Genomic DNA, 21,405 nt, shown 5'->3' on the forward strand with positions numbered 1-21,405 from the left:
CAAGGTAAAAAACTATGAAGATCTCCCTTCATCCATTAGGTAAAACACTCTGCATCGCTGGTGTTGCGGCTGGCGCAGTCCTCTCCGCTAATATCGCAAGTGCCGACACAATTTTAGGTATTTACGGTGGCGTCGGCACCTGGACAACCAACATTGATGGCTCGCTGGGAATAGACGACGAACCAATCACAACCAACGAACTAGGCATGAGCGCCGATGACAGCGTATTTTTCTATATAGCACTCGAGCATCCCATCCCGCTTATTCCCAACATAAAGCTGCATCACTCCTCCTTAAAGAGCAACGGACAGGCGGTAGTTGAGCGAGAATTCACCTGGGACGAAATCACCTTTCCTGCCGATACAGACACCACGACGGTCATCGACTTCACTCAAACTGACATTACGCTTTACTACGAAATTCTCGATAACTGGGTGAGCTTGGACGTCGGCTTAACGGCAAAGGTACTAGACGGCACAGCCTATGCGTTCGCAGAGCAAGAAGGGCTAGACCCCATAGAAGAAACTGTTGAGTTAACCGGCGCCCTACCCTTACTTTACGGTATGGCACGGATAGATCTACCATTAACCGGCGCCTATGTTGCAGGTCACATAAATTACATCAGCTATGACAATAGCACCATTAGCGATATCGATGTAAAAGTTGGCTGGCTCTTTGAAAGTGTTCTGGACGTAGGTGCAGAGCTGGGCTACAAGCAATTGAAACTGGAACTTTCGGACTTTGAAGACAGTAACGCCGACCTAACTTTCGATGGGCCGTACTTGAACCTAGCCCTGCACTTCTAGTACAAAGTAACGTTCATCTACTTTCAAAGTACCTTGTACACACCAAAAAGGGCCATTCGGCCCTTTTTTACCCTTGTGCACTTCATACTAAAACAGACACTATTTACTGCAATAACTGGAACAAGTCGCCCTCAGTTTTGGCTGTTTCGCTGGCGATCAGCGCTTCAAGCTCTGCTTCTGGAGCAATTTCCTGTGCAGCCGTTAGCGCCTCAAGCGCATCTTTTTCTTTATTGGCGAGCGCCCAGTGGTAACCCGCACGATGCAAGCGCGAAGCTGCTTGATACTGATAAAAATCTACATGGCTAGCATTTGCATCCGACTCTTTCTTTGCCTCCAAAATTGACTTCGCCACCTCAGCACCACTTATCCACGCCTCGGCAGCACTCTTGTTTTTCTCACCGCCACTATAGCTTAACCCCGCCATCTCATAGGACTCACCAGCCATTCGCAGCACTTTGAAACCAACTACCCGATAGGCTTTCTTTAAATTCGAATCGGCTTTTTGATACTGTTCCCACAGTGCCTTTCCAAATGCATACTCCGCTTCTGCAAGCTTTTCAGTATTTTCAGCGTACCGCCTCCAAGCACCAACGGCTTTGCCGTCACTATCGTTTGCAGCCCAACTCGCGGTAACTTGCCTCTGTGAACTAAAGAGACCCTCAATTTTACCTTCAAGGGCCTTAATTAAAGCGATGGACTCCTTGAAATAAAGGTTATCTACTCTGCTTTTTATATGCTTTAGATCAGCATCAATTTGACTGTAGCTTTCCATTATTAGCTGGTCAGAGGCCTTGATCGACTCCTGCGGCAACATTTGAATATCGGTGTATTTCAACGTAAAGGGCAAAGGCTTCGCAGACGGGCCATGGACTGAACAAAAATCAATAGGCGTGTTACTGTTGGCAGCACACTTCTTTTTGATTTTGGTTTCGTGGGTAATACACAATTCTTGCCAAGCCTGATTCTGTAGGCTTCCACAATCACAATTAACTGCAGGGCAAACAGAGGAGCTCTGCGCATGCGACAGTACAGCAATACTCAACAAAACAAACCCAGCAACGTATTTTTTAATTTTCATAGCAAATCTAGCCTGCACCCTATTATTACCTATTGGATTGTTTGTAGTACGGCTCCTCATTTTAGAGCTTTGACACATAGGCACAAGTGCGCAGCCTCATATTCTGGAAAATAAGCACTTGATTTCCCCCGGCCATTCCAATTTAACCTATTTTGGTATGACATAGGAAGTAAGCATATATAACCAATCGAGGTACCCTCAAGGCACAAATGAACCGTTTCTCAAGATGGTGCATCGCGCAAACTTGAGGGCGCAATAAAAATAGCCAGCAGCAACGAGGCTAATAATACTGAGGCAATCGAAAACCCAAACGCCCAAAGGGGGTTCCCCTGCCATAAAAAGCCACACACATAAGCGCCAATGGCATTGCCACCGCCAAAACAAATAGCGCTGTAAAACGCTTGCCCTTGGCTCTGCCCCTTGCCCGCAAATTTAATTCTGACAAACTCAATTGCAATGGCGTGAGCCACACCAAAGGAAAAAGCATGAAGTAATTGAATCCCTGTCATTAAAATAGCCGACTCAGGAAACCAACCAATTACCCACCACCTAGCGGCCGTTAACAATAGCGTAAACTGCAACAGGCGATGCAGGGTAAACCGCGCAAATAAAGCAGGCATTTTTATAAAAATAAGTATTTCTGCAACCACTCCTAATGCCCAAAGCGCACCGATAAGGCTGCGTGTATAGCCAAAGCCTTCAAGGTAAATACTGTAAAAAGTGTAATAAACGCCGTGACTAACCTGCAGTAATGCCATAACGATAAAAAACAGCAATACGCCCGGAGAGCACAAAACTTTAACAAATGCCCCTGCCCCACGCACTTTTACTCGAGTTTTATCGGAAGGTAGGCTGATTGCAGACAACAAAATACCGAACAAAAAAATAAAAATAAAAACAGGAAGGTGACGTATAGAGATGATCTCAAGCAAATAACCCAAAACAAGAACTGTGACGATAAAGCCGACGGACCCCCAAACGCGAACACGACTATACCGGTGCGGGTCATCCTCCAAGTAAGACAGCGTAACCACCTCAAACTGGGCAAGGATGGCATTCCAGAAAAAGCTATAAACGATGGTTACCGTAATCAGCCAATAGAAATCCTGTCTTAAAAACAGACCGGCAAAAAACACGCAAGCCCCCAGCGCGCCTAATTGAATAATCAATAAACGCCGGCCACTGGAGTCCGCTAATACACCCCATATATTGGGGGCTGCCAGCTTCGTTAGCATGGGTATTGCCGAAATCAAACCAATATCAATTGGCCTGTAACCGAGATCAGCTAAGTACAGACCCCAGTATGGGGACAAAGCGCCCACAACGGCGAAATAGCAAAAGTATACCGCCGACAGGCGCCAGTAGGGCATAACGTCCAGACAGCGGCCTTAATCAGCGCAAGAAGGGATTGTGAAGCAGGCATTCCCACCTTCACCGTTTTGTCCACGCTGCCGCAGCGCATGGTCGAGAACCACTATAGCCATCATGGCTTCGGCGATGGGTGTTGCTCGAATGCCAACGCAGGGGTCGTGACGTCCAGTCGTTACAACCTCAACCGGCTCGCCATTTTTATCGACACTACGACCGGGAATACGTAGGCTAGAAGTAGGTTTAAGCGCTATATGAGCGATTAGGTCCTGACCGGTGGATATACCACCCAATACGCCGCCGGCTTCGTTTGAGAGGAAACCTTCTGGTGTGATTTCGTCCCGATGTTCCGTGCCCTTCTGGCTTACACTGGTAAAACCTGCCCCAATTTCAACACCTTTCACGGCATTTATACCCATGAGCGCATGGGCAAGATCGGCATCCAATCGGTCAAAAACAGGTTCCCCCAAACCGGGAATCATATTTCTAGCTACCACGGTAATTTTGGCTCCAACGGAGTTACCCTCCTTACCTAGAGCCTTCATATACTCTTCCATCTCTGGTACTTTTGCAGCATCGGGGCAGAAGAATGGGTTTTTGTCGATCTGATCCCAATCAATGCTTTCAACGGCAATCGGGCCTAGCTGAGACAAATAGCCTCGAATTTCCACACCCCAAGTTTGCAGTAAAACTTTTTTGGCCAAGGCACCCGCAGCCACCCGCACCGCGGTTTCCCGCGCAGAGGATCGACCGCCACCGCGATAATCGCGAATGCCGTATTTTTTTAAATACGTGTAGTCGGCGTGTGCAGGGCGAAACTGATCCTTAATTTTTGAGTAATCTTTAGAGCGCTGGTCGGTATTTTCGATCAGCATGCCTATAGGGGTACCGGTAGTGGTACCTTCAAACACACCGGACAAAATCTTTACCTGATCGGCCTCTCGGCGCTGAGTAGTGAATTTGGATTGACCCGGCTTACGACGGTCCAAATCGAGCTGTAAATCCTCCTCTGTAAGGGAGATTCCCGGTGGGCAGCCGTCTACAATGCAACCTAACGCAAGGCCGTGACTTTCACCAAAGGTCGTCACGGTGAAGAGTTTCCCAAAGCTATTACCAGACATACATTTTCCGTTTTTTGCTAGTCGTTAGCGCCTAAAACAGCACTATATTTTTTCAATTGTTGTTCACTAAGCACAAAAACACCGTGCCCGCCGTTTTCAAATTCAGGCCAAAGAAACTCCACCTGAGGGAAAGCCTGTTCCAACGATTCCCAGCTATTCCCCACTTCCACCACCAACAGACCACCTGGGTTTAAGTGGTCTACCGCTTCGCGCAGCAAGCGTCGCGTAAAATCCAGCCCATCAATACCAGACGCTAGGCCTAGCTCCGGTTCTGCATGGTATTCAGCCGGCATACTGGCGAAATCCTCTGCATCCACATAAGGCGGGTTAGAAACAATCAAATCGTAACGTTGCTGCTCAAAGTGGCTAGCGCAAAACAAGTCCGACTCTATCGCTTGCACGCGATCTTCGAGTTTATGAGCCAGTATATTGTGCTGAGCCACCTTAAGCGCAAGGGCTGAAATATCACTTAAATCGACTGTAGTGTCATCAAACACTTTTGCACACAACAAACCGATGCAACCACTGCCGGTGCACAGATCCAGTATTGTCTGCGGCGATTCCTGTAGCCAAGGCTGAAAGCTGGCCAACGCCAACTCGGCAATAGGTGAGCGCGGAACCAGTACATCGGGTGTAACCTTGAATTTCAACCCGCCAAACCAGCCCTCACCGGTAAGATAAGCAGCAGGTTGCCGCGTTGCAATTCGGCGCTGAAAAAGCTCAACAATACTGGAGCGCTCCTTTAAATCCAGCCTCGCATCCCATAATTGCTCCAACCTTTCCCAAGGCTGGGATGTTGCCCACAACACCAAAACAATGGCCTCATCCCAAGCATTGTCGGTTCCGTGACCAAAAAATATACCTGCGCGCTGAAATTCACTGGCGCCCCAACGAACCCAGTCTTTAACGGTCACTAATTCAATTATGGGATTAGAACTCATATACTTTGGCAAATCGGCAAAAGGCCGTTATTCTAGCGCTTTTTTGCCCCACCGCCTAACGCCATTCGTGCTCGCGTTAGCCATAACAAATGTACGGTAATACCATGAGTGAATCTAACGACAAAGCAAGGCTTGATCAATCTGCTGACTACTTTTCCAAAATTATAGAGTCGACTGGCGAAGACCTAGAGCGACCAGGCTTGGTCGATACGCCTTATCGCGCTGCTGGCGCTTTCGAATTCTTAACAAGTGGTTATAGACAAACGCTCGATGAAGTTGTGAACGATGCGCTATTCCCTTCCGACTCCAATGACATGGTGATCGTTAAAGACATAGAGCTCTTCTCTCTTTGTGAGCACCACATGCTGCCATTCATTGGTAAGGCGCACGTTGGATACATCCCTACAGGGAAAGTACTTGGCTTATCCAAGGTGGCGAGAATAATTGACATGTACGCAAGGCGTCTTCAGATCCAAGAGCAACTCACCACGCAAATCGCCGATACAATACTAAATGTGACCGGCGCTGCAGGTGTAGGTGTAATAATAGAAGCAAAACATTTGTGCATGATGATGCGAGGTGTAGAGAAACAGAATTCAACGATGAAAACCTCGTCGATGCTCGGCACATTTCGCAGTAATCAAAGCACGCGCGGCGAATTTTTGTCGCTGTTAAAATAACACCACAAAGGCGGCTTGGCGTTTATTTGGGGTAAATAAACCCAAAACGATCAACCGCCTAATCTACTTTGCTGCAGTATTAATAGAGCTGCCCTAAAGCTTCACCAATACAACACGTAATGGTTTGCTACTGGCCTCAGGCACCAGTGACCCTACACCCTTTACGAGCATTCTGGATTCCGACACGCCACCGGCTTGTAACGCATCACTTACGCCATTAGCAATTGCCAATGAGGTTGCAATATTACCGTCCAGCGAAGCTTCAACGGCCGCATGCCCTACTACCGCAAACTTCAGCAAAGGCATTCGGTTTAGAGCGGTTACTATCGCCTCAATGTGGGGGTTACCTTCAGGCATACTTATATTACCCGGCACCACGTAATAACCGTTGCTCTGAATAGCAGACAATATTGATTTCGGGGACGCGGCTAAACCGTTTTCAGAAACACGGGTGGGAACAACGAATTCTACCTGCATATAACTACGCCGATTACCACGCTGGGTTAAATAAACGACCGCATAGCGTATTTCGTTCGCCCTCATTAGCTCCCAAACACTGTAATCTTGATTTTGGTCCAAGCCATAGAGCTGCTTAACCTTAAAAACTTCATTTGCCCAAACGTTACTGCTACCGCAATCAAGACCTTCACACGAATACAATTGTCTCGCGCTGAGCGAAAAGAGAGCCTGTTGGGTTCGCTTGCGTATATCCGTAAAACGGTGATCGGCTGAAAATTCAAAAGTTTGGCTTTGCACTTTGGCGCTAACGACCTCAGTCCTATCAAAGGTCCAAACACTGTTTATTTTTTTCGGTACTGACAGATACAAGGCATAGTCTTTCTGCTCTATTTTACTCTCGGAGACAGCTTGCCCCCCGCTCGATAATGCAGAAAAAACATCGTCCTCCGGCGCAGCAAAACTGGACACCGAAAAAACGAGTACAAAAACCCAACCACCACAGACTTTCAAAACAGACATAGAGCCCTTATTTCACAAAAAATCGTTCATTACATTAGCCACTGCTTCTGCATTTTCAGCCATATGCAGGTAGTGATCACCGGGTATTTCAATAACATTTAAACTGTCTACACGCGCCACACAAGCCTCAAAACCCGCAAAGCTTTTTACCATACCGCGAGTTCCTATAATCAACTGTATCGGCGCACTAATACAAGAAAGAAAAGCATAGACCTGCTCTACCGTAAACTTTACCTCAGAGGGCGCCATCACCTTGTAATCGTTGCCCCAGAAATAGCCATTTTTATCCTGCCTTACACCTCTTACCGCCAGCGCCAGCGCATTGTCTGAACTCATGGGTACAATGCCGTTACTACGAGAGTCGACGGCCGCGGAAAAGCTCGGGTAGTAACGCCGGGGCCGGTTGTTTACCACCATCAGGTTAACAATTGAAGATGCTAGCTGTGCAGGCGCCTCACTGGCTTCGATGGGCACAGGCACGAGAGCCTCGATCAACACCGTTTTAGCTATTTTTTCGGGAAAGGTTGCCGTCATTAAGGTCGCTATCATCGCACCTCGGGAATGACCCAGTAGTGAAAATTTTTTCCAACCCAACTTCTCGGCTACACACAGAATTTCGGCTATATCTTGCCAAATATTGTAAGCCCCTAAATGCCTTCGATGAAAACTTAACCCATGGCCAGCCAAATCCAAGGTAACCAAGTCTAGGCCCTTAAGTAACGGCGCCAAAAAACTGAAACTGGCGCAATTATCTAACCAGCCATGAAGCGCTATAACCGGTATCCCTCCTTCTTGCCCCCAGCGTCTGGCGGAGATAACTTCGCCATTTACGCTAAACGTTATATCGGTACTTTTCATTCGGTTACGCAGCACCTATCGGGGTGGAACTGCCACTTAAGCTCGCCACAACCGCGAGCGACAACCTCCATTTCAATACAGGCCACACTGCCCGTGCCCATCACCATGGAGCCACGCGTAAGACCGCATAAAGATTCGATAAAACCTGTAACAAAGGGCAGATGTGTAACCAGAGTAATACTAGCGCAATTTTTAATTAGGAACTCCGCATAGAGAGACTCAATAGCCTCGCTTACCGCGGAAGAAGGTGTAAGCCAGTCAACACTGGTTACTTCGCTGTACTGCAGCCGTGCGTTTATGAGAGCGGCAGTTTGCCGCGCACGGAGGTAAGGGCTATGTAATAGCACGCGGGAACCTGCGATATCGGCCACATTGGCCTCTATCGAGGTGTGAACTTGTTGTTGGCCACGGGCGGTTAACGCTCGAGCTTTGTCATCGCTATAATTTAGCGAGGCTTCACCGTGGCGAAAAACGATGAGTTTTAGCAATAAACTGCACTCTATTTTTCTGCAGGCTCAGTGCCAGCTTGGGCAGGCTTGCTCTCAGGCTCTTGTTTTTTTCGCTGCTCCTCGGTTTCGCCCTCTATAACGGAATCAACTTCAGCGACCTGCGGCTCGTTATTGTCTACCACAACGTGAGGCACAGCCTCATCACCGACTACCGGCTCAACTTCAACCACGGCGGCTTCAGGCCAATCAGAAAACGGAAACGGCTTTTCTTCACTATTGTAGGTAAGAAAACGAATAGCTTGAAAAATATACTGCGAAAGAGAATCACAAAAGGCTCTGAGATTCTTGTTATCGTTCCCAGTAATCAGTGCAAACAAAAATTGCACCGTTACCAGCACCCACATAACGCCTAATGCCAGCTGTAAAAGTAGCGCAAATAGCACCATGTATATTAGTCGTATCCAGTGTTTACTGGAGGTAAGATTTGACTTCAGTTGTTCGTCCATTTAACGCCCCCTTGCATATCAACATCACTGCTCATTTCACCGGTCATCATACCGTCAATTACTTTGGCGATATCCCGATCATTAAATAACACGTCATAAAGCCCTGTTACCAAGGGCATGTAAACACCTAATTTATCAGCTTTTTCTTTAACAATTTTGAGCGTATTAACACCCTCTGCAACTTGGCCAATTTCCGCCAAAATAGCCTCTAACTTTTTGCCTTGCCCCAGCGAGTAGCCCACTCGGTAATTTCGGCTTAAATCGGAGGTACAGGTTAAAATCAAATCGCCTACGCCGGCAAGCCCCAGAAATGTCATTGCGTTAGCGCCTAGCTCAATTGCTAACCTACTCATTTCTGCCAAACTTCGAGTCAACAGCATCGCCATTGTATTACTGCCACAGCCTATTGCCGCAGCCAAACCTGTGACAATGGCATAGATATTCTTTAGCGCACCACCCAGCTCTACACCGTACCTATCGTAATTACTGTAAATCCGAAACGTTTTTGAGGAAAATGTCTGCTGAACACAGCGAATAACATCATCATCATCACTGGCTATAACACTGCCTGTGTATTGGCCCTGTATAATTTCTTTGGCAAAGTTGGGGCCACTTAAAACACCGATTCGAACATCGGTGAGCTCCTGCTCCAAAATTTGGCTCATTAACAAAAAACTGTCGCCTTCAATGCCCTTTGTTGTACTAAGCACCATAGTACGGGGCTTGATGTGGGGGGCCACAAGCCTAGCCACCTCACGAAACGACTTGCTGGGCACAGAGATGGTCACCACGTCACACTGCTCTACGCAATGTAGCAGGTCGGAAGTTACCGTTAAGTTGGGGTCAAGCTTGTATCCCGGTAGGTATTCCGGGTTCTCCCGCTCTTGCTGGCACCTACGAGCCCTTTCTGCATCGCGCATCCATAGATAGGTATTATTCCCATTACCGGCAATGATATTAGCAATAGCAGTTCCAAAACTACCGCCACCTAAGACTGCAACCGTATTTACCTCGGCCATGGGCATTCCTGATTTTTATATTAGCTACCGGCAGAATTCATCTGCGGCAAAAGTTGATTAAGTATACGTGAAGGCAAGACCCCCTTCCCGGTATTTAAACGCAAAGAAAAAATGGCGCCGAAGCGCCATTTTTAATTAGGATAAATCCATCAATAGCTTATTCAACCGCTGTACATAAGCTGCTGGGTCTTGCAGGCTGCCACCTTCAGCAAGGTTTGCTTGGTCAAATAGCACGTGAGCAAAATCGGCGAACCGGTCTTCATCCGTTTCTTTGTCCATTTTTTGCACAAGAGGATGTTCCGGATTAATTTCAATACTCGGCTTACTTTCCGGTACGTCCTGCCCCGCAGACTCCAACAATCGACGCATTTGCGCACCCATGTCGTCTGCACCAACAACCAAACAGGCAGGGGAATCGGTCAAGCGATGGGTTACCCGCACTTCAGCTACATCACCTTCCAACACCTTAGTAACACGCTTCACAAAGTCTTTAAAATCGTTCTCGACTTTTTCCTGCGCTTGCTTATCTTCTTCAGTATCCAGCTTGCCAAGGTCTAGTGCGCCCTTGCCCACATCCTGGAGCTGCAATTCTTTATACTCGGCGAGATGCCCCATCAGCCAATCATCTACGCGATCGCAGAGCAGCAGTACCTCGATACCCTTCTTGCGAAACACTTCCAAATGCGGGCTGTTTTTTGCGGTATTAAAGTTTTCAGCTACTACGTAGTATATTTTGTCTTGGCCCTCGGGCATTCTTTCGATGTAGGCATCAAGCGATTGATCTTGAGTGTCCGTGTCTGTATGCGTCGTGGCAAACTGCATCAGGCTGGCGATTTTTTCTTTATTGGCAAAATCTTCTGCAGGACCTTCTTTTAGTACCTGACCAAACTCTTTCCAAAATTCTGCATATTGCTCCGCGTCGTTTTTACGCAACTTTTCCAGCATATCGAGCACACGTTTTGTCAGTGCTGAACGCATGGTATCAATACTTAGGTCTTTCTGCAGAATCTCGCGAGAAACATTTAATGACAGGTCGTTGGAATCGACAACACCTTTAATAAAGCGCAGATATAGCGGTAAAAACTGCTCCGCATCATCCATAATAAAGGTGCGCTGAACGTAGAGCTTTAACCCACGTGCCGCATCGCGATTATACATATCCATCGGTGCCTTGCCTGGAAGAAACAGCAAGCTGGTATAGTCTAACTTGCCTTCAACACGGTTGTGGCTCCACTTAACGGGGTCGGAAAAGTCGTGTGAAATATGCTTATAAAACTCTTTGTACTCTTCTTCTGTTACTTCACTGCGTGAACGCGTCCACAGTGCCGTTGCGGTATTAACCGTTTCGTCTTCAGGCTCTTGTTTATCCTTATCCTCTCCATAGTGCTCTTTCTGCATAATGATGGGGATTGAAATATGATCTGAATATTTTTTTATGATAGAGCGCAAGCGCCAGCCATCGGCAAACTCTTGCTGATCTTTCTTCAAGTGCAGTGTAATGGTGGTGCCGCGTGAAGGCTTTTCAATCGTTTCGACACTGTACTCGGCTTCGCCAGCACTTTCCCAGCGAACCCCCTCCTCCTTCGCCAAACCTGCGCGACGGGTTTCAACGGTAACCCGGTCGGCAACGATAAACGCCGAGTAGAAACCAACCCCGAACTGACCAATAAGATGAGAATCTTTTTGTTCATCCCCTGTCATGTTGGATAAAAACTGAGCAGTGCCCGATTTGGCGATGGTGCCAAGGTGGTCAACCACATCTTCCCGGCTCATGCCTATACCATTGTCGCTGATAGTGACGGTATTGGCTTCTTTATCAAAGCTAATGTTGATTTTCAGGTCGGAGTCATCTTCGTAGAACTCCCCATGATTAAGTGCTTCAAAGCGCAGCTTATCAGCAGCATCCGACGCGTTTGATACCAGTTCGCGAAGAAAAATCTCTTTATTGGAATACAGCGAGTGGATCATTAGGTGCAGAAGCTGTTTTGCTTCCGTTTCAAACCCACGAGTTTCTTTGGTGGCCTCTGTCATCAATTTTTCTCCTAAAAAACAGTTCTTGCTTCGGCAACTGCCGATTGAGTAAGTTGCTCGCTTATATGGAGTTTTAGACAGAGGATTTCAAGGGGTGGGGTAAGCGGCTGGAGTGCCAGCCGCGACAGAAACTGTATAGGCCGCTGACTAACGGCACTTGTAAAGCGAAAAAGCCTGCTTGCCCTCCTCTGAAACTGTGCCTTCCGCAACAAGGGTGTCTGCTTGCATACTCAGCGCTTCATTGCGTGCCAGGGTAAGCAGCTCTTCCCACACTTTAGTGTCTTTACGGTTGATAAAACCAACCTTGTTTTTTACGCCAACAGTGCTTTTACCCAGCCGTTTACAGTCCTGTACTACTTCGGGCTTAACTAATGCCACGGCCTCCGTACCGGCTTCCGGCTTTACCCATGTGCAGGCTGAAAATAAAAATACGCTCACAAGCACAGGCCCGAGAATGTTGTTGACCATATTATCCCCCTTGGTTTAGTCATAATGTCGTTACAATTAAGCTAATGCTACCAGAACTGCCTGCCTTCATGTGGTCATAGTTCTGAGTTAGGATCACACCCTAGGCAGCAGCCCTACATTTTTAGGTTTTAGACATATTATGCGAACACTTTGTGACACCCACGCCCACACCATAGCTAGCACCCATGCATTCAGTACAGTACACGATTATTTTGCTGCAGCAGAAGCAAAAGGCATTCAACTCTTCGCCATTACCGACCACGCGCCCGCAATGCCCGACTCACCGCACTATTGGCATTTCGGCAACATGAAGATAATCCCCCGTGTTCACAAGGGTATCGCTATGTTGAGGGGCATCGAAGCCAATATATTACCCCAAGGCAAACACTCAGTGGGCGGACACCACAAGATGGAAGGGCTGGATATACCGCCAAATCTAGTACCCTTTTTAGATATCGTTATCGCGAGCTTTCACGAACCAGTGTTTCCTATAGCCGATGAACGCGAACACACCAAAGCCGCCATTCGAGCGTTTGAAACCGGCCTTTGCCAAATTTTTGGTCACCCCGGCAACCCCAACTACCCTGTATTACAAGAAGATATTGTACGCGCAGCGAAAGACAATAATGTTGCCATCGAAATCAACAACAGTTCGTTTACCTATTCACGCAAAGGCAGTGAACGCTACTGCCTAAAACTTATGGAGATGGTGGACAAGCACGACTGGAAAGTGGTTTTTGCCAGCGATGCGCATATTGCATGGCACCTAGGAGATCATCAGCACTGTATTGCCAAAGCTGAAGCCATTGGCTTTCCCGAGCATAGAGTACTGTCCACGTCACCGACGAAACTGCTTTCGTTCTTGAGCGAGCATGAAAAACGCGTAGTTCAAGAGCTTGAGCCCTGGCTAAGCGTAAATTCAGCTCACACCGCCACATAATTTGACCCTATGGTTACCGACCACTCAAAAACTAGGGGTTTTGCTTGCAGACTACACACGTTGCTTTGTAGTAAATGGCGACAGCATTTATGTAAGGGTATCCCCTCTAATGGTTTTTTACCTCTGGCTTTGTGTGCGGTTCATGCGCAAGGCAAAATTTACAGGCTTGCAGCTTTGCCCTAGACAAAAATTTTCACGCTGTGTGTGAATTACACACAAAATGGCTCTGCACACCGGCTAGTTGCCTACAGGGATGCAGGTACGTATCCTGAAAGGCTTATCATCTAGAGCCTAGCGTTCACTTCTGACGCATATGGCTTCTGCGCGGGCAGCCTTGCAGCGCATAGAGGCCCTTAAATTTGACATTAGGCTCGCTAGGCTTATTATTTCTTCCAATAAAAGAAATCCAGATTTTAACAGTGCTACCGCACACCAATTTGAACAACATTATCGAGGACACCATAATGAAAAAAAATATCATCGTCATTGCATTTAGCCTGCTTGCCGTAAGCGCTTACGCGAACAAGCAATATGTTTTCCCAGCAAAAGATCAAACCCCAGACCAACAAACCTTAGATGAAAAAGCATGCGACGGTTGGGCTAAAGACCAAGTTGGCACCTCTCCAGCTGAGATTGATACACAAATAAACGCGGCCAAATCTGCCCCTCAAGCCCCCGCTGACGCCCAAGCATCCGCCGGAGCGGGTGGCTCAGGTGCCGTAAGGGGAGCAATAGTAGGCTCAGCCATTGCTGGAGGAACCGACAACAACCGAACAGAAGCAGCAGCGGTTGGCGCTGTTCTTGGTGCGGCTAGAGCCAATAGAAGAAGTGGCCAAGCTAACGCCCAAGCTCAAACACAAGCTCAAACGGCTACTACTCAAGCCCAAGTCGACACTCTAGAAGCAAAGAAAGGCGAATTTTACAAAGCTCGAGGAATCTGTTTAACAGGGAAAGGTTACACCGTAAACTAAACGGCACAGCCATTAAAAATCGTGCGGCAAAGGCTTTTTTCACTAAAAACAGCCTTTGCTTACTTCCTGTATTTTTCACAATCCGCTTTATTGGCAACAACATTGGCAATAATAGCTTTTCTTAACGCCATGTTGAAAAACGCTAAAAACATCGAGCAAATAAAATCAAGCAGATAAAAAAGAAAGCATACGCTTTCCCTTATCACAAGAACTCCACTGCTAGTCCAAACTTTCGGTTAGCGTAAAGTTTTTCGGTAACCACTCAGCCTCGATAAAAACCATTAGAACAAGCCAGCAACATAGAACAACAATAAGCCATCAATATTCGCACAAGCATAATAATTAACACGCATTCACAAGGGTAACCAGCAGGTAAACCGGGAGCCCTTGCCATACTCACTACGAACCGAAAGCTCTCCATCGTGCAAGCTCACCAGCTCCTCGGCCAAGGCAAGGCCAAGCCCTGTTCCCACTTCTCCAGCATGGAACGGGTCATCCAGTCTCTCGTAACGATGGAACACCCGCGGAAGGTCATCCGGCTTTATACCCACACCGGTATCCGACACTACAATGGCTAAACCACGAATTTTGTGCCGGCTTTCGAGTAACGTGTAAACGCATACCTGCCCTTGAGAAGTATATTTTATTGCGTTTGATACTAGATTAATCATGACTTGTAGCAAGCGCTGTTTATCAACCTCAATGGTTTCAACACAAGTACCGCCCGTAATCAACTGCAGATTTTTGCTTTCAGCTAATGGCCCCATAATGCCATTCACTTCTTCCATTAATGCCAACACATTAACCGACTCCCGCGTAATACTCATTTTACCCGCTTCTACCTTGGATAAATCGAGGATGTCATTTATAAGATTGAGTAAATGCTTGCCATTGCGCTCGATAACACCCAAAGCGTTTATCAATTTTGCGTCGCCATCGCCAGCATACGTTTTATTTAAGCGAACACTAAACCCAATAATAGAATTTAGTGGTGTACGTAGTTCATGTGACATGCTCGCCAAAAAAGAAGATTTAACCGAATTAGCCTGCTCAGCAGCTATAAGCGCGCTATTAAGCTCCTTGGTTTTTGCTTTCACTTCATTCTCGACCAGTTCACTACGACTAAGGCTAAATAAAATAAACAAGCCAAACATTGTTACTACGGCAAAACCGCCAATTAGCACCACCCACACGTCGAGAGTCTGGTGGCGGCGCACGTATTCAACTGAAGGCGAAAATTCCACTTTCCAGATGCGGTGCGCAAAAGGCACTATAAGGTTGCGAGTCAATCCGGTTGGCTTCACATGCTGCTGATAAAATATCTCAGGTTCTTAGGGGTTAGTGATATCACTTAACGTTACCGCAACAAATTTACTTGTAGACTGACCCAGTGTGGCCGCCAGCAAATCGTGCACGCGATACACCGAGGAAACAAGACTAGTAACTTCACCGCGCCCATCCAAAACGGGAGCCAAAATCAAAAAGGCCGACTGCTCTTCTTTTTCCTGTACCAATGTTATAGGTGCTGTTTCTCCGGTACTCTTTTTAGATAACACCAGCTCAATCGTCTTCAGTCGATCAACCTGTGAACCCAAGTCAAACCCCAATGCAGCCTCGTTTCCTAGCATAGGTTCAATATAGGTAACGGGGAAATAGCGCGACCGACTTTCGGCCGTCACCAACCGACCTGAAGCATCGCGCTCGGAAATAGAGAATTCGCGCGCCAACTGCAGAGAAGTATGCTGTTCAAACTGCTTGCGTTCACCTTTAGAAATAATGGGCACCCAAGAAAGAGCATGAGTACCCGTAGTAAACAGTGAAACATTACGGGCATAGTTTTCGAAATGTCGATAATCAACTTCACCAAAAACAGAGAATACCGAACTCAATGCGCCAGAAGTATGAATAATATTTTGCAGCTGTTTAACCAAGCTGGTGTGCATTCCTGCAACTTTTTCAGAAAACAGCTGCTCTATTTTTTGCTCTTGAGAGTTTCGCGCTGAAACAAAAATAGTCGTCGCTATAAGAATTGAGCACAGATAAACTACAAAAAATGTTAACAACGTAGTTTTCTTCGCCCACTCCAAACTCAAACATAACGCTAATATGATAGGGCAAAAAATAAGCACCCCTATAGAATCACCAACCCACCAGTGCAGCCAGTTTATGCCAGCATCAACCGGCGCAATTACCCCAGAATAAACCAGACTAAACACGCCCACACCCGATGACACCCGATGACACCAGGCAAGCCAGGGGCCCACCGAAAAGACCCAGTAGAACCGCATCATTTGGGCGCTGAACGATATTTGGAAAACGTGTAAAACGGCGGACAAACCACCATGCAGTAAGGCTCTGACAACTAGCCCCAACCGCTATAATCATCGCAGGCACCCACTCGGAAGACGGCTCAAATACTGACCCGCCGCCAAACCCGACATTCAACACGAACGAGCCTAAACCCACGCCCAGTACAGTACGCCGGCCCACCATGAGCACCATAAGGAACGCAAAACCCGCCGCAGGCCAGATGGGGCTCGCGAACCCTGGCGGAATCGCAAAAAAACCGGCCAATGCACCCATTGCCCAGTAACCAAGGGCGGTAATTAATGGATACTGAATGTGAGTAAACAAACGATTCATCGTATATTACACGAACTATAAATGGCGCTATGTGTAGCATAGCTGTATATGGCTAATACTGACTGGCAGAATTCGAACCGCATTTGGCCCACTTTTCTCAGCCAAACATGCCTAATGAAAGGATCGACACTAGCGGTATAGTGGATTCTTAGCGGGTAATAATTAGGGCACCTTTATTAATTGCTTTCGACCTCTAGCTTTGTATGCGGATCGAGCGCAAAGCAAAATTTACAGCCATACTGGTGCCCTAGCAAAAATTTTTACCGCCGTGTATGAATCGCACACAAAACCCCCAAAACGCGCGGTCTGGCAAGCAGCGCTGGCCTGATTGGAAAGGCAGCCAACCTTCCGCTACGCGGTACGCTTTACATTACGGATCACCAAGTCGCGAAAAGGCTAAAATCAATAAATAGAGGTGTCTTTTACCCTATAAAACCAACTGATCATTCTGCTGTCAATATCTCAAATGTTCTTTATAATTGATGAGCCATTCACAAACCTTGAATCATATGAAAAAAATCATTCTCTTGCTGCTTATAACGTCGTTAACCGCATGCAGTAGCTTGGTAGATAAGGGCGATAAACTGTATGAGTCGGGTTTATATAACGAAGCCGCTGACTTTTACCAGCGAGCGATTGAGCGAGACCCGGACAATATCGAGGCTAGACTGGGGCTGAATCAAACCCGCTATAAAATCATTGATAGAGGCCTTATAGAAGTGCGCATGATGCGGCTATCATCCAATCATACGGCCGCAGCCGAAAAACTCGAACAAATTTTACGCGATGAATCCAATTGGAATATTGTATTGGATGGCCCCATAACATCAACACAGGCAGAGGAAACCCGATACGCCAGTTATTGGCTATTAAGGCAAGCAGAGGTACTCGCCAATTCGAGCAACCCAGACACATTCCGATGGTTTTTGTACACCTACCGCCAATTGATCGCCAATGGCCAACTAGTCGGCAAACTCACAACTTACCACGACGCCGTTTGGGCAAAAGGGAAACAGCAGTGCCAAGCATTAGTAAAAGATGTTAAAGGACAACGCTTCTTTCTAAAAGAATTCACCGAAAAATATTGCGGTGCCTGGAACCAAAGCACTAACCTAAAAGTTGACCCACAAGACAACAGTCGATTCAAACAACTGTTACCGGACATACAGTTAACGCAAAATTTAAACCGCAATCAAAATCAATTCCACACAATAAATGCTGGCGCTGACTCATTAAATGAACAATTTCGCAATAGCTTGTGGTACTCCCCTATGGGTTCATCGGCATTAAAATTAAGCATTGACGGCAATGTAAACTACCGACACCGCCAATCACGCGAAACGCGCCAGGCCAATTACACTACCGACAGTAAAATCGTTAGAAAAGGCGAAGATGGCAAAGACATATCCGAGACCGTATCGGTTAACCACACCCACCCTTACATTGCCTTTGTACACAGAGAGACGCTAGCATTAAACTTAAAATACACTAGCTTCATTAATAGAAACGCCATCTCACGAAGCATAAATAAGCCCACAAAAAAAACATCCGTGGCTCACAACGAAGAACTCCCAGCGGCCAACTTACACCCCAAAAAAGCGAAATTAATGAACATTACGACCGTCGTAGCTGAGCAAATAAACCAGTTAAATACTGGCTACCTTGGCGCATTGGAGCAGTTTTGGATAAGAACCTATTGTGATCAAACCAATCACACGAGCCCCTCGGGAGAGCAGATAATGCGTTGTGGCGCCGCCAAACCCGATGACACCTATATCAACAACTGGTTCGTTCAGAAATGGGGGATCGATTACCAGCAAATGACAGAGCTTTATGGCCTAGAATAGGCCGTAAACCAAGAAGCCTCTGAATAAGCGAATATTCAGGATCTATTCAGAATAGAACCTGTACGCTCTGCACCATTAAAGCTAAACTTGCCAAGAGGCATTCACCCCTCCCTTACAACCGAACAACTAAAGGAAACTCCATGGACAAGCTACCCAGTCGCACATTTAAGCTGGCTCTTACCAGTATGTTTAGCCTACTCCTGTTTGCCTGCTCATCAAACACCGTTGTAGAAAGTGACCTAGGCATTAAGGGCGCTCCAGACTGGGTAAATGAAGGCAAGCAGGCCTTCAAAGACGGCAAAAATCGCTTTTTTAGAGGAATAGGTTCTGCGCCATCGATGAATGACGCATCACTACAGAAAAACACCGCAGACAATCGCGCCCGAGCAGAACTCGCACAAATTTTTAGCTCCTATATGGACGTAGTCGCCAGTGACTACAGTGCTGCCGTAGCCAGCAGTGATGATATTGTTAATGAACAAGCTGTTTCACGTAATATAAAAAACATTACCAAACTCAACCTCACTGGCGCAGAGATTATCGCTCACTGGCAAGATAAAAAATCGGGTGTTATATACAGCCTCGCAGAAATCGATATGAATAAGTTCAAAACGGTCGCTACCGCTGCAGAAAATATGGACCCAAAGCTTAAACAATTCATTGAAAACAAAGCAGACAATATATTTGATGCGATGAATGAAGGGACGCAACAATGAAGCGGACTTTTTCCTTTATATGCTTAGCTTTTCTTACAGTTTTATTAGGCGCCTGTGGCAATCAAGCCGTAAAAGTCGAACGCATAGGCGTGGACGAAGTAAACGACTTGAGCGGCAAATGGAACGACACCGACTCAAAGTTGGTCTCCAATGAAATGGTAGACGACATGCTCTCCAGACCTTGGCTCGAAACGCATGTTCTTCAAACAAACAAAATGCCTAACATAATTGTTGGCGGCATTCGCAACCTTAGCCATGAACATGTAAATGTAACTACGTTTGTTAACGACATCGAACGGGAAATCATTAATTCGGGAAGCGCAAGCTTTGTCGCTAATAGCGGCGAACGCGGCCAAATTAGAGATGAGCGCTTCGACCAAGATTTGAATGCCTCTGAAGAATCGCGAAAAGCTATGGGTCAAGAGTTGGGCGCTGACTATATGATGATAGGCAGCATCAATACCATTATTGACGCTGCAGGAAAAACTCAAATCACTTACTATCAAATTGACTTAAAGCTTGTGAGCCTTACTGACAACCGTACAGTATGGATAGGCCAGAAAAAAATTAAGAAATTAATTACCGGCCGTTCTGTTCGTTACTAACAATCGCTCTTAAATGCTGCTTGTTGGCGAACAAGCAGCAACACCTCTCCACCTAATACTCTTACAAAAATGAACTATGAGGCCATGTCGAAAAACGCAATGCCGCTACGCATTAGACTTTTTCCGGTAGCCATTCTATGCTTTGCCGTATTCATTAGCGCCTGCGCTCAAACACAACATCAAACGCATCAACTAGTGGAATCACAACTTCGCGCCAACAACACAGAGGCCGCACTACAAATTTTAGATGGCCAAAGTAATTCCACAAAAACAACCGCCTTGCATTCTTTAAACAAAGCCATGGTACTACGACAAATGGAACGTTACGAAGAAAGTATTGCCGAATTTGAAAAAGCAAAGAATCAAGTTGGACGGTTAAGCCCAACAAGTATCTCTGAAAGCTTAATGGCCTATACGCTAACGGAGCAATTCAGTATCTACAAGCCCACCATCTACGAACACTTATTCGTGAATAGCTTTCAAATAATGAATTTTTTGGCGCTAGACCAACTAGACTCCGCCCGCGTGGAAGCGCTGCAAATTGATCTAGCCTTAACTCGATTAACGAAGGAAGGGCATTTTAAAGAAGCAGCATTTGCCAGGTACATAACCGGATTAGTTTTCGAGGCTAATTTAGAGCTAGACAATGCACTAATTGCTTACCAAAGCGCGTACAGAAACTACGAAAGTGCACTACTCCCAATCCCCGATGATCTACAGCAGCGAATCCAATATCTTATACCATCCCCAGGGCTTGAGCTGGATACCCCTCGCGCCGACAAAGAAAGACCACTACCATTACTACCGCAGGGCCAACTCCTTATTCTTTCCCATATAGATTTCGCCCCCATCAAAACATCCTATGACACCACGCTAGTGGACCCAGAAACAGGCCATATTTATCGCGTTTCACTACCCAAACACTTAACCCGAGACCTTGACGGCATTCATTTTGAATTCACTCTTAACCAACGTTCTTTTCACGGCCAGCAAATCGCCGATATTGAATCTATAGCAATGGACGACCTCAACAGAAAAATGCCTCGTTTGAAAGCTCGTGCACTATCTCGCAACATCAGTAAATATGCACTTGCTGAAGAAGCAAACCAAGAGCATGAAATACTTGGCCAGATGGTCAACTTTCTTGGTGCAATGCTAGAACAATCGGACAATCGACACTGGCTTACGCTTCCAAACAAAATCCACATTGCCAGGCAGCCGCTAGACCAAGGCGCCTACTCACTCGAAATTAAAGTATTGGACCGATACAACAATATAATTGAACGCAGAAATATAGAAAATATTGAGATAACCGCCAATCAATTCACTTTTGTAAATTTTACGTGGCAGCGTATGCCTGAGCACAGCATCCACTAGAGA

At 46.5% G+C, this 21,405-nt stretch carries 22 protein-coding genes; 8 read left to right on the forward strand and 14 right to left on the reverse strand.

Going from position 1 to position 21,405, the window contains the following annotated elements:
- Positions 1-14 precede the first annotated feature (14 nt).
- The gene (locus H5336_RS20090) at positions 15-806 is read left to right on the forward strand and encodes a TIGR04219 family outer membrane beta-barrel protein (protein ID WP_185236202.1); all 792 of its coding nucleotides are present in this window, start codon (positions 15-17) and stop codon (positions 804-806) included.
- Positions 807-909: 103 nt separating this feature from the next.
- Here the strand turns inward: H5336_RS20090 and H5336_RS20095 are convergent, their stop codons facing one another.
- From H5336_RS20095 to prmB, 4 genes are all read right to left on the reverse strand, one after another.
- Positions 910-1,884, reverse strand: a complete 975-nt coding sequence (locus H5336_RS20095; RefSeq protein ID WP_185236244.1) for a hypothetical protein — start codon at positions 1,882-1,884, stop codon at positions 910-912.
- 221 nt (positions 1,885-2,105) lie between these two features.
- Positions 2,106-3,254 (reverse strand): MFS transporter, encoded by a 1,149-nt coding sequence (locus tag H5336_RS20100; protein ID WP_185236245.1) that lies wholly within the window; start codon positions 3,252-3,254, stop codon positions 2,106-2,108.
- An 18-nt stretch (positions 3,255-3,272) separates the two neighbouring features.
- Positions 3,273-4,373, reverse strand: coding sequence for a chorismate synthase (gene aroC / locus H5336_RS20105; protein WP_185236246.1), 1,101 nt, complete (start codon positions 4,371-4,373; stop codon positions 3,273-3,275).
- A gap of 17 nt (positions 4,374-4,390) precedes the next feature.
- Complete coding sequence (gene prmB / locus H5336_RS20110; protein WP_185236247.1) at positions 4,391-5,314, reverse strand: 50S ribosomal protein L3 N(5)-glutamine methyltransferase; 924 nt, start codon at positions 5,312-5,314, stop codon at positions 4,391-4,393.
- 104 nt (positions 5,315-5,418) lie between these two features.
- On the opposite strand from prmB, the gene folE reads away from it, so the two are divergent.
- Positions 5,419-5,994 carry a GTP cyclohydrolase I FolE gene (gene folE, locus H5336_RS20115; RefSeq protein ID WP_185236248.1) on the forward strand — a complete coding sequence of 192 codons (576 nt, stop codon included), beginning with the start codon at positions 5,419-5,421 and terminating at the stop codon, positions 5,992-5,994.
- A 93-nt stretch (positions 5,995-6,087) separates the two neighbouring features.
- Here the strand turns inward: folE and H5336_RS20120 are convergent, their stop codons facing one another.
- The 7 genes from H5336_RS20120 to H5336_RS20150 form a co-directional block, all read right to left on the reverse strand.
- Complete coding sequence (locus H5336_RS20120; RefSeq protein WP_185236249.1) at positions 6,088-6,972, reverse strand: DUF4892 domain-containing protein; 885 nt, start codon at positions 6,970-6,972, stop codon at positions 6,088-6,090.
- A 12-nt stretch (positions 6,973-6,984) separates the two neighbouring features.
- Positions 6,985-7,830, reverse strand: coding sequence for an alpha/beta fold hydrolase (locus H5336_RS20125; RefSeq protein WP_185236250.1), 846 nt, complete (start codon positions 7,828-7,830; stop codon positions 6,985-6,987).
- Positions 7,827-8,318: a SixA phosphatase family protein gene (locus tag H5336_RS20130; RefSeq protein WP_185236251.1), complete on the reverse strand. Its 492-nt coding sequence runs from the start codon at positions 8,316-8,318 to the stop codon at positions 7,827-7,829. Before H5336_RS20130 ends, H5336_RS20125 begins: the two co-directional genes overlap by 4 nt.
- A gap of 11 nt (positions 8,319-8,329) precedes the next feature.
- Complete coding sequence (locus tag H5336_RS20135) at positions 8,330-8,785, reverse strand: DUF4389 domain-containing protein (protein ID WP_185236252.1); 456 nt, start codon at positions 8,783-8,785, stop codon at positions 8,330-8,332.
- Positions 8,770-9,804 (reverse strand): NAD(P)H-dependent glycerol-3-phosphate dehydrogenase, encoded by a 1,035-nt coding sequence (locus H5336_RS20140; protein WP_185236253.1) that lies wholly within the window; start codon positions 9,802-9,804, stop codon positions 8,770-8,772. Before H5336_RS20140 ends, H5336_RS20135 begins: the two co-directional genes overlap by 16 nt.
- A gap of 135 nt (positions 9,805-9,939) precedes the next feature.
- Positions 9,940-11,835 (reverse strand): molecular chaperone HtpG, encoded by a 1,896-nt coding sequence (gene htpG / locus H5336_RS20145; protein WP_376766560.1) that lies wholly within the window; start codon positions 11,833-11,835, stop codon positions 9,940-9,942.
- 147 nt (positions 11,836-11,982) lie between these two features.
- Positions 11,983-12,303, reverse strand: a complete 321-nt coding sequence (locus H5336_RS20150) for a DUF4156 domain-containing protein (protein ID WP_185236255.1) — start codon at positions 12,301-12,303, stop codon at positions 11,983-11,985.
- A gap of 139 nt (positions 12,304-12,442) precedes the next feature.
- On the opposite strand from H5336_RS20150, the gene H5336_RS20155 reads away from it, so the two are divergent.
- Positions 12,443-13,243 (forward strand): phosphatase, encoded by an 801-nt coding sequence (locus H5336_RS20155; RefSeq protein ID WP_185236256.1) that lies wholly within the window; start codon positions 12,443-12,445, stop codon positions 13,241-13,243.
- A gap of 464 nt (positions 13,244-13,707) precedes the next feature.
- Positions 13,708-14,214, forward strand: coding sequence for a hypothetical protein (locus H5336_RS20160; RefSeq protein WP_185236257.1), 507 nt, complete (start codon positions 13,708-13,710; stop codon positions 14,212-14,214).
- A 353-nt stretch (positions 14,215-14,567) separates the two neighbouring features.
- On the opposite strand, the gene H5336_RS20165 is transcribed toward H5336_RS20160, so the two are convergent.
- The 3 genes from H5336_RS20165 to H5336_RS20175 are packed head-to-tail and all read right to left on the reverse strand — an operon-like array spanning position 14,568 to position 16,857.
- Positions 14,568-15,503, reverse strand: coding sequence for a sensor histidine kinase (locus H5336_RS20165; RefSeq protein ID WP_185236258.1), 936 nt, complete (start codon positions 15,501-15,503; stop codon positions 14,568-14,570).
- Between the two features lie 42 nt (positions 15,504-15,545).
- Positions 15,546-16,430 (reverse strand): CHASE domain-containing protein, encoded by an 885-nt coding sequence (locus tag H5336_RS20170; RefSeq protein WP_185236259.1) that lies wholly within the window; start codon positions 16,428-16,430, stop codon positions 15,546-15,548.
- The gene (locus tag H5336_RS20175; RefSeq protein WP_185236260.1) at positions 16,423-16,857 is read right to left on the reverse strand and encodes an MASE1 domain-containing protein; all 435 of its coding nucleotides are present in this window, start codon (positions 16,855-16,857) and stop codon (positions 16,423-16,425) included. Before H5336_RS20175 ends, H5336_RS20170 begins: the two co-directional genes overlap by 8 nt.
- 509 nt (positions 16,858-17,366) lie before the next feature.
- On the opposite strand from H5336_RS20175, the gene H5336_RS20180 reads away from it, so the two are divergent.
- From H5336_RS20180 to H5336_RS20195, 4 genes are all read left to right on the forward strand, one after another.
- Entirely contained in the window at positions 17,367-18,704 is a 1,338-nt protein-coding gene (locus H5336_RS20180) for a tetratricopeptide repeat protein (protein ID WP_185236261.1), read from the forward strand.
- Positions 18,705-18,844: 140 nt separating this feature from the next.
- On the forward strand, positions 18,845-19,420 hold the full coding sequence (locus tag H5336_RS20185) for a YqhG/Tai3 family protein (RefSeq protein ID WP_185236262.1): 576 nt from the start codon (positions 18,845-18,847) through the stop codon (positions 19,418-19,420).
- Entirely contained in the window at positions 19,417-20,025 is a 609-nt protein-coding gene (locus H5336_RS20190) for a penicillin-binding protein activator LpoB (RefSeq protein ID WP_185236263.1), read from the forward strand. Before H5336_RS20185 ends, H5336_RS20190 begins: the two co-directional genes overlap by 4 nt.
- 84 nt (positions 20,026-20,109) lie before the next feature.
- Entirely contained in the window at positions 20,110-21,402 is a 1,293-nt protein-coding gene (locus H5336_RS20195) for a COG3014 family protein (RefSeq protein ID WP_185236264.1), read from the forward strand.
- Positions 21,403-21,405 lie beyond the last annotated feature (3 nt).

The sequence above is a fragment of the Teredinibacter franksiae genome, assembly GCF_014218805.1.
Classification (GTDB): Bacteria; Pseudomonadota; Gammaproteobacteria; order Pseudomonadales; family Cellvibrionaceae; genus Teredinibacter; species Teredinibacter franksiae.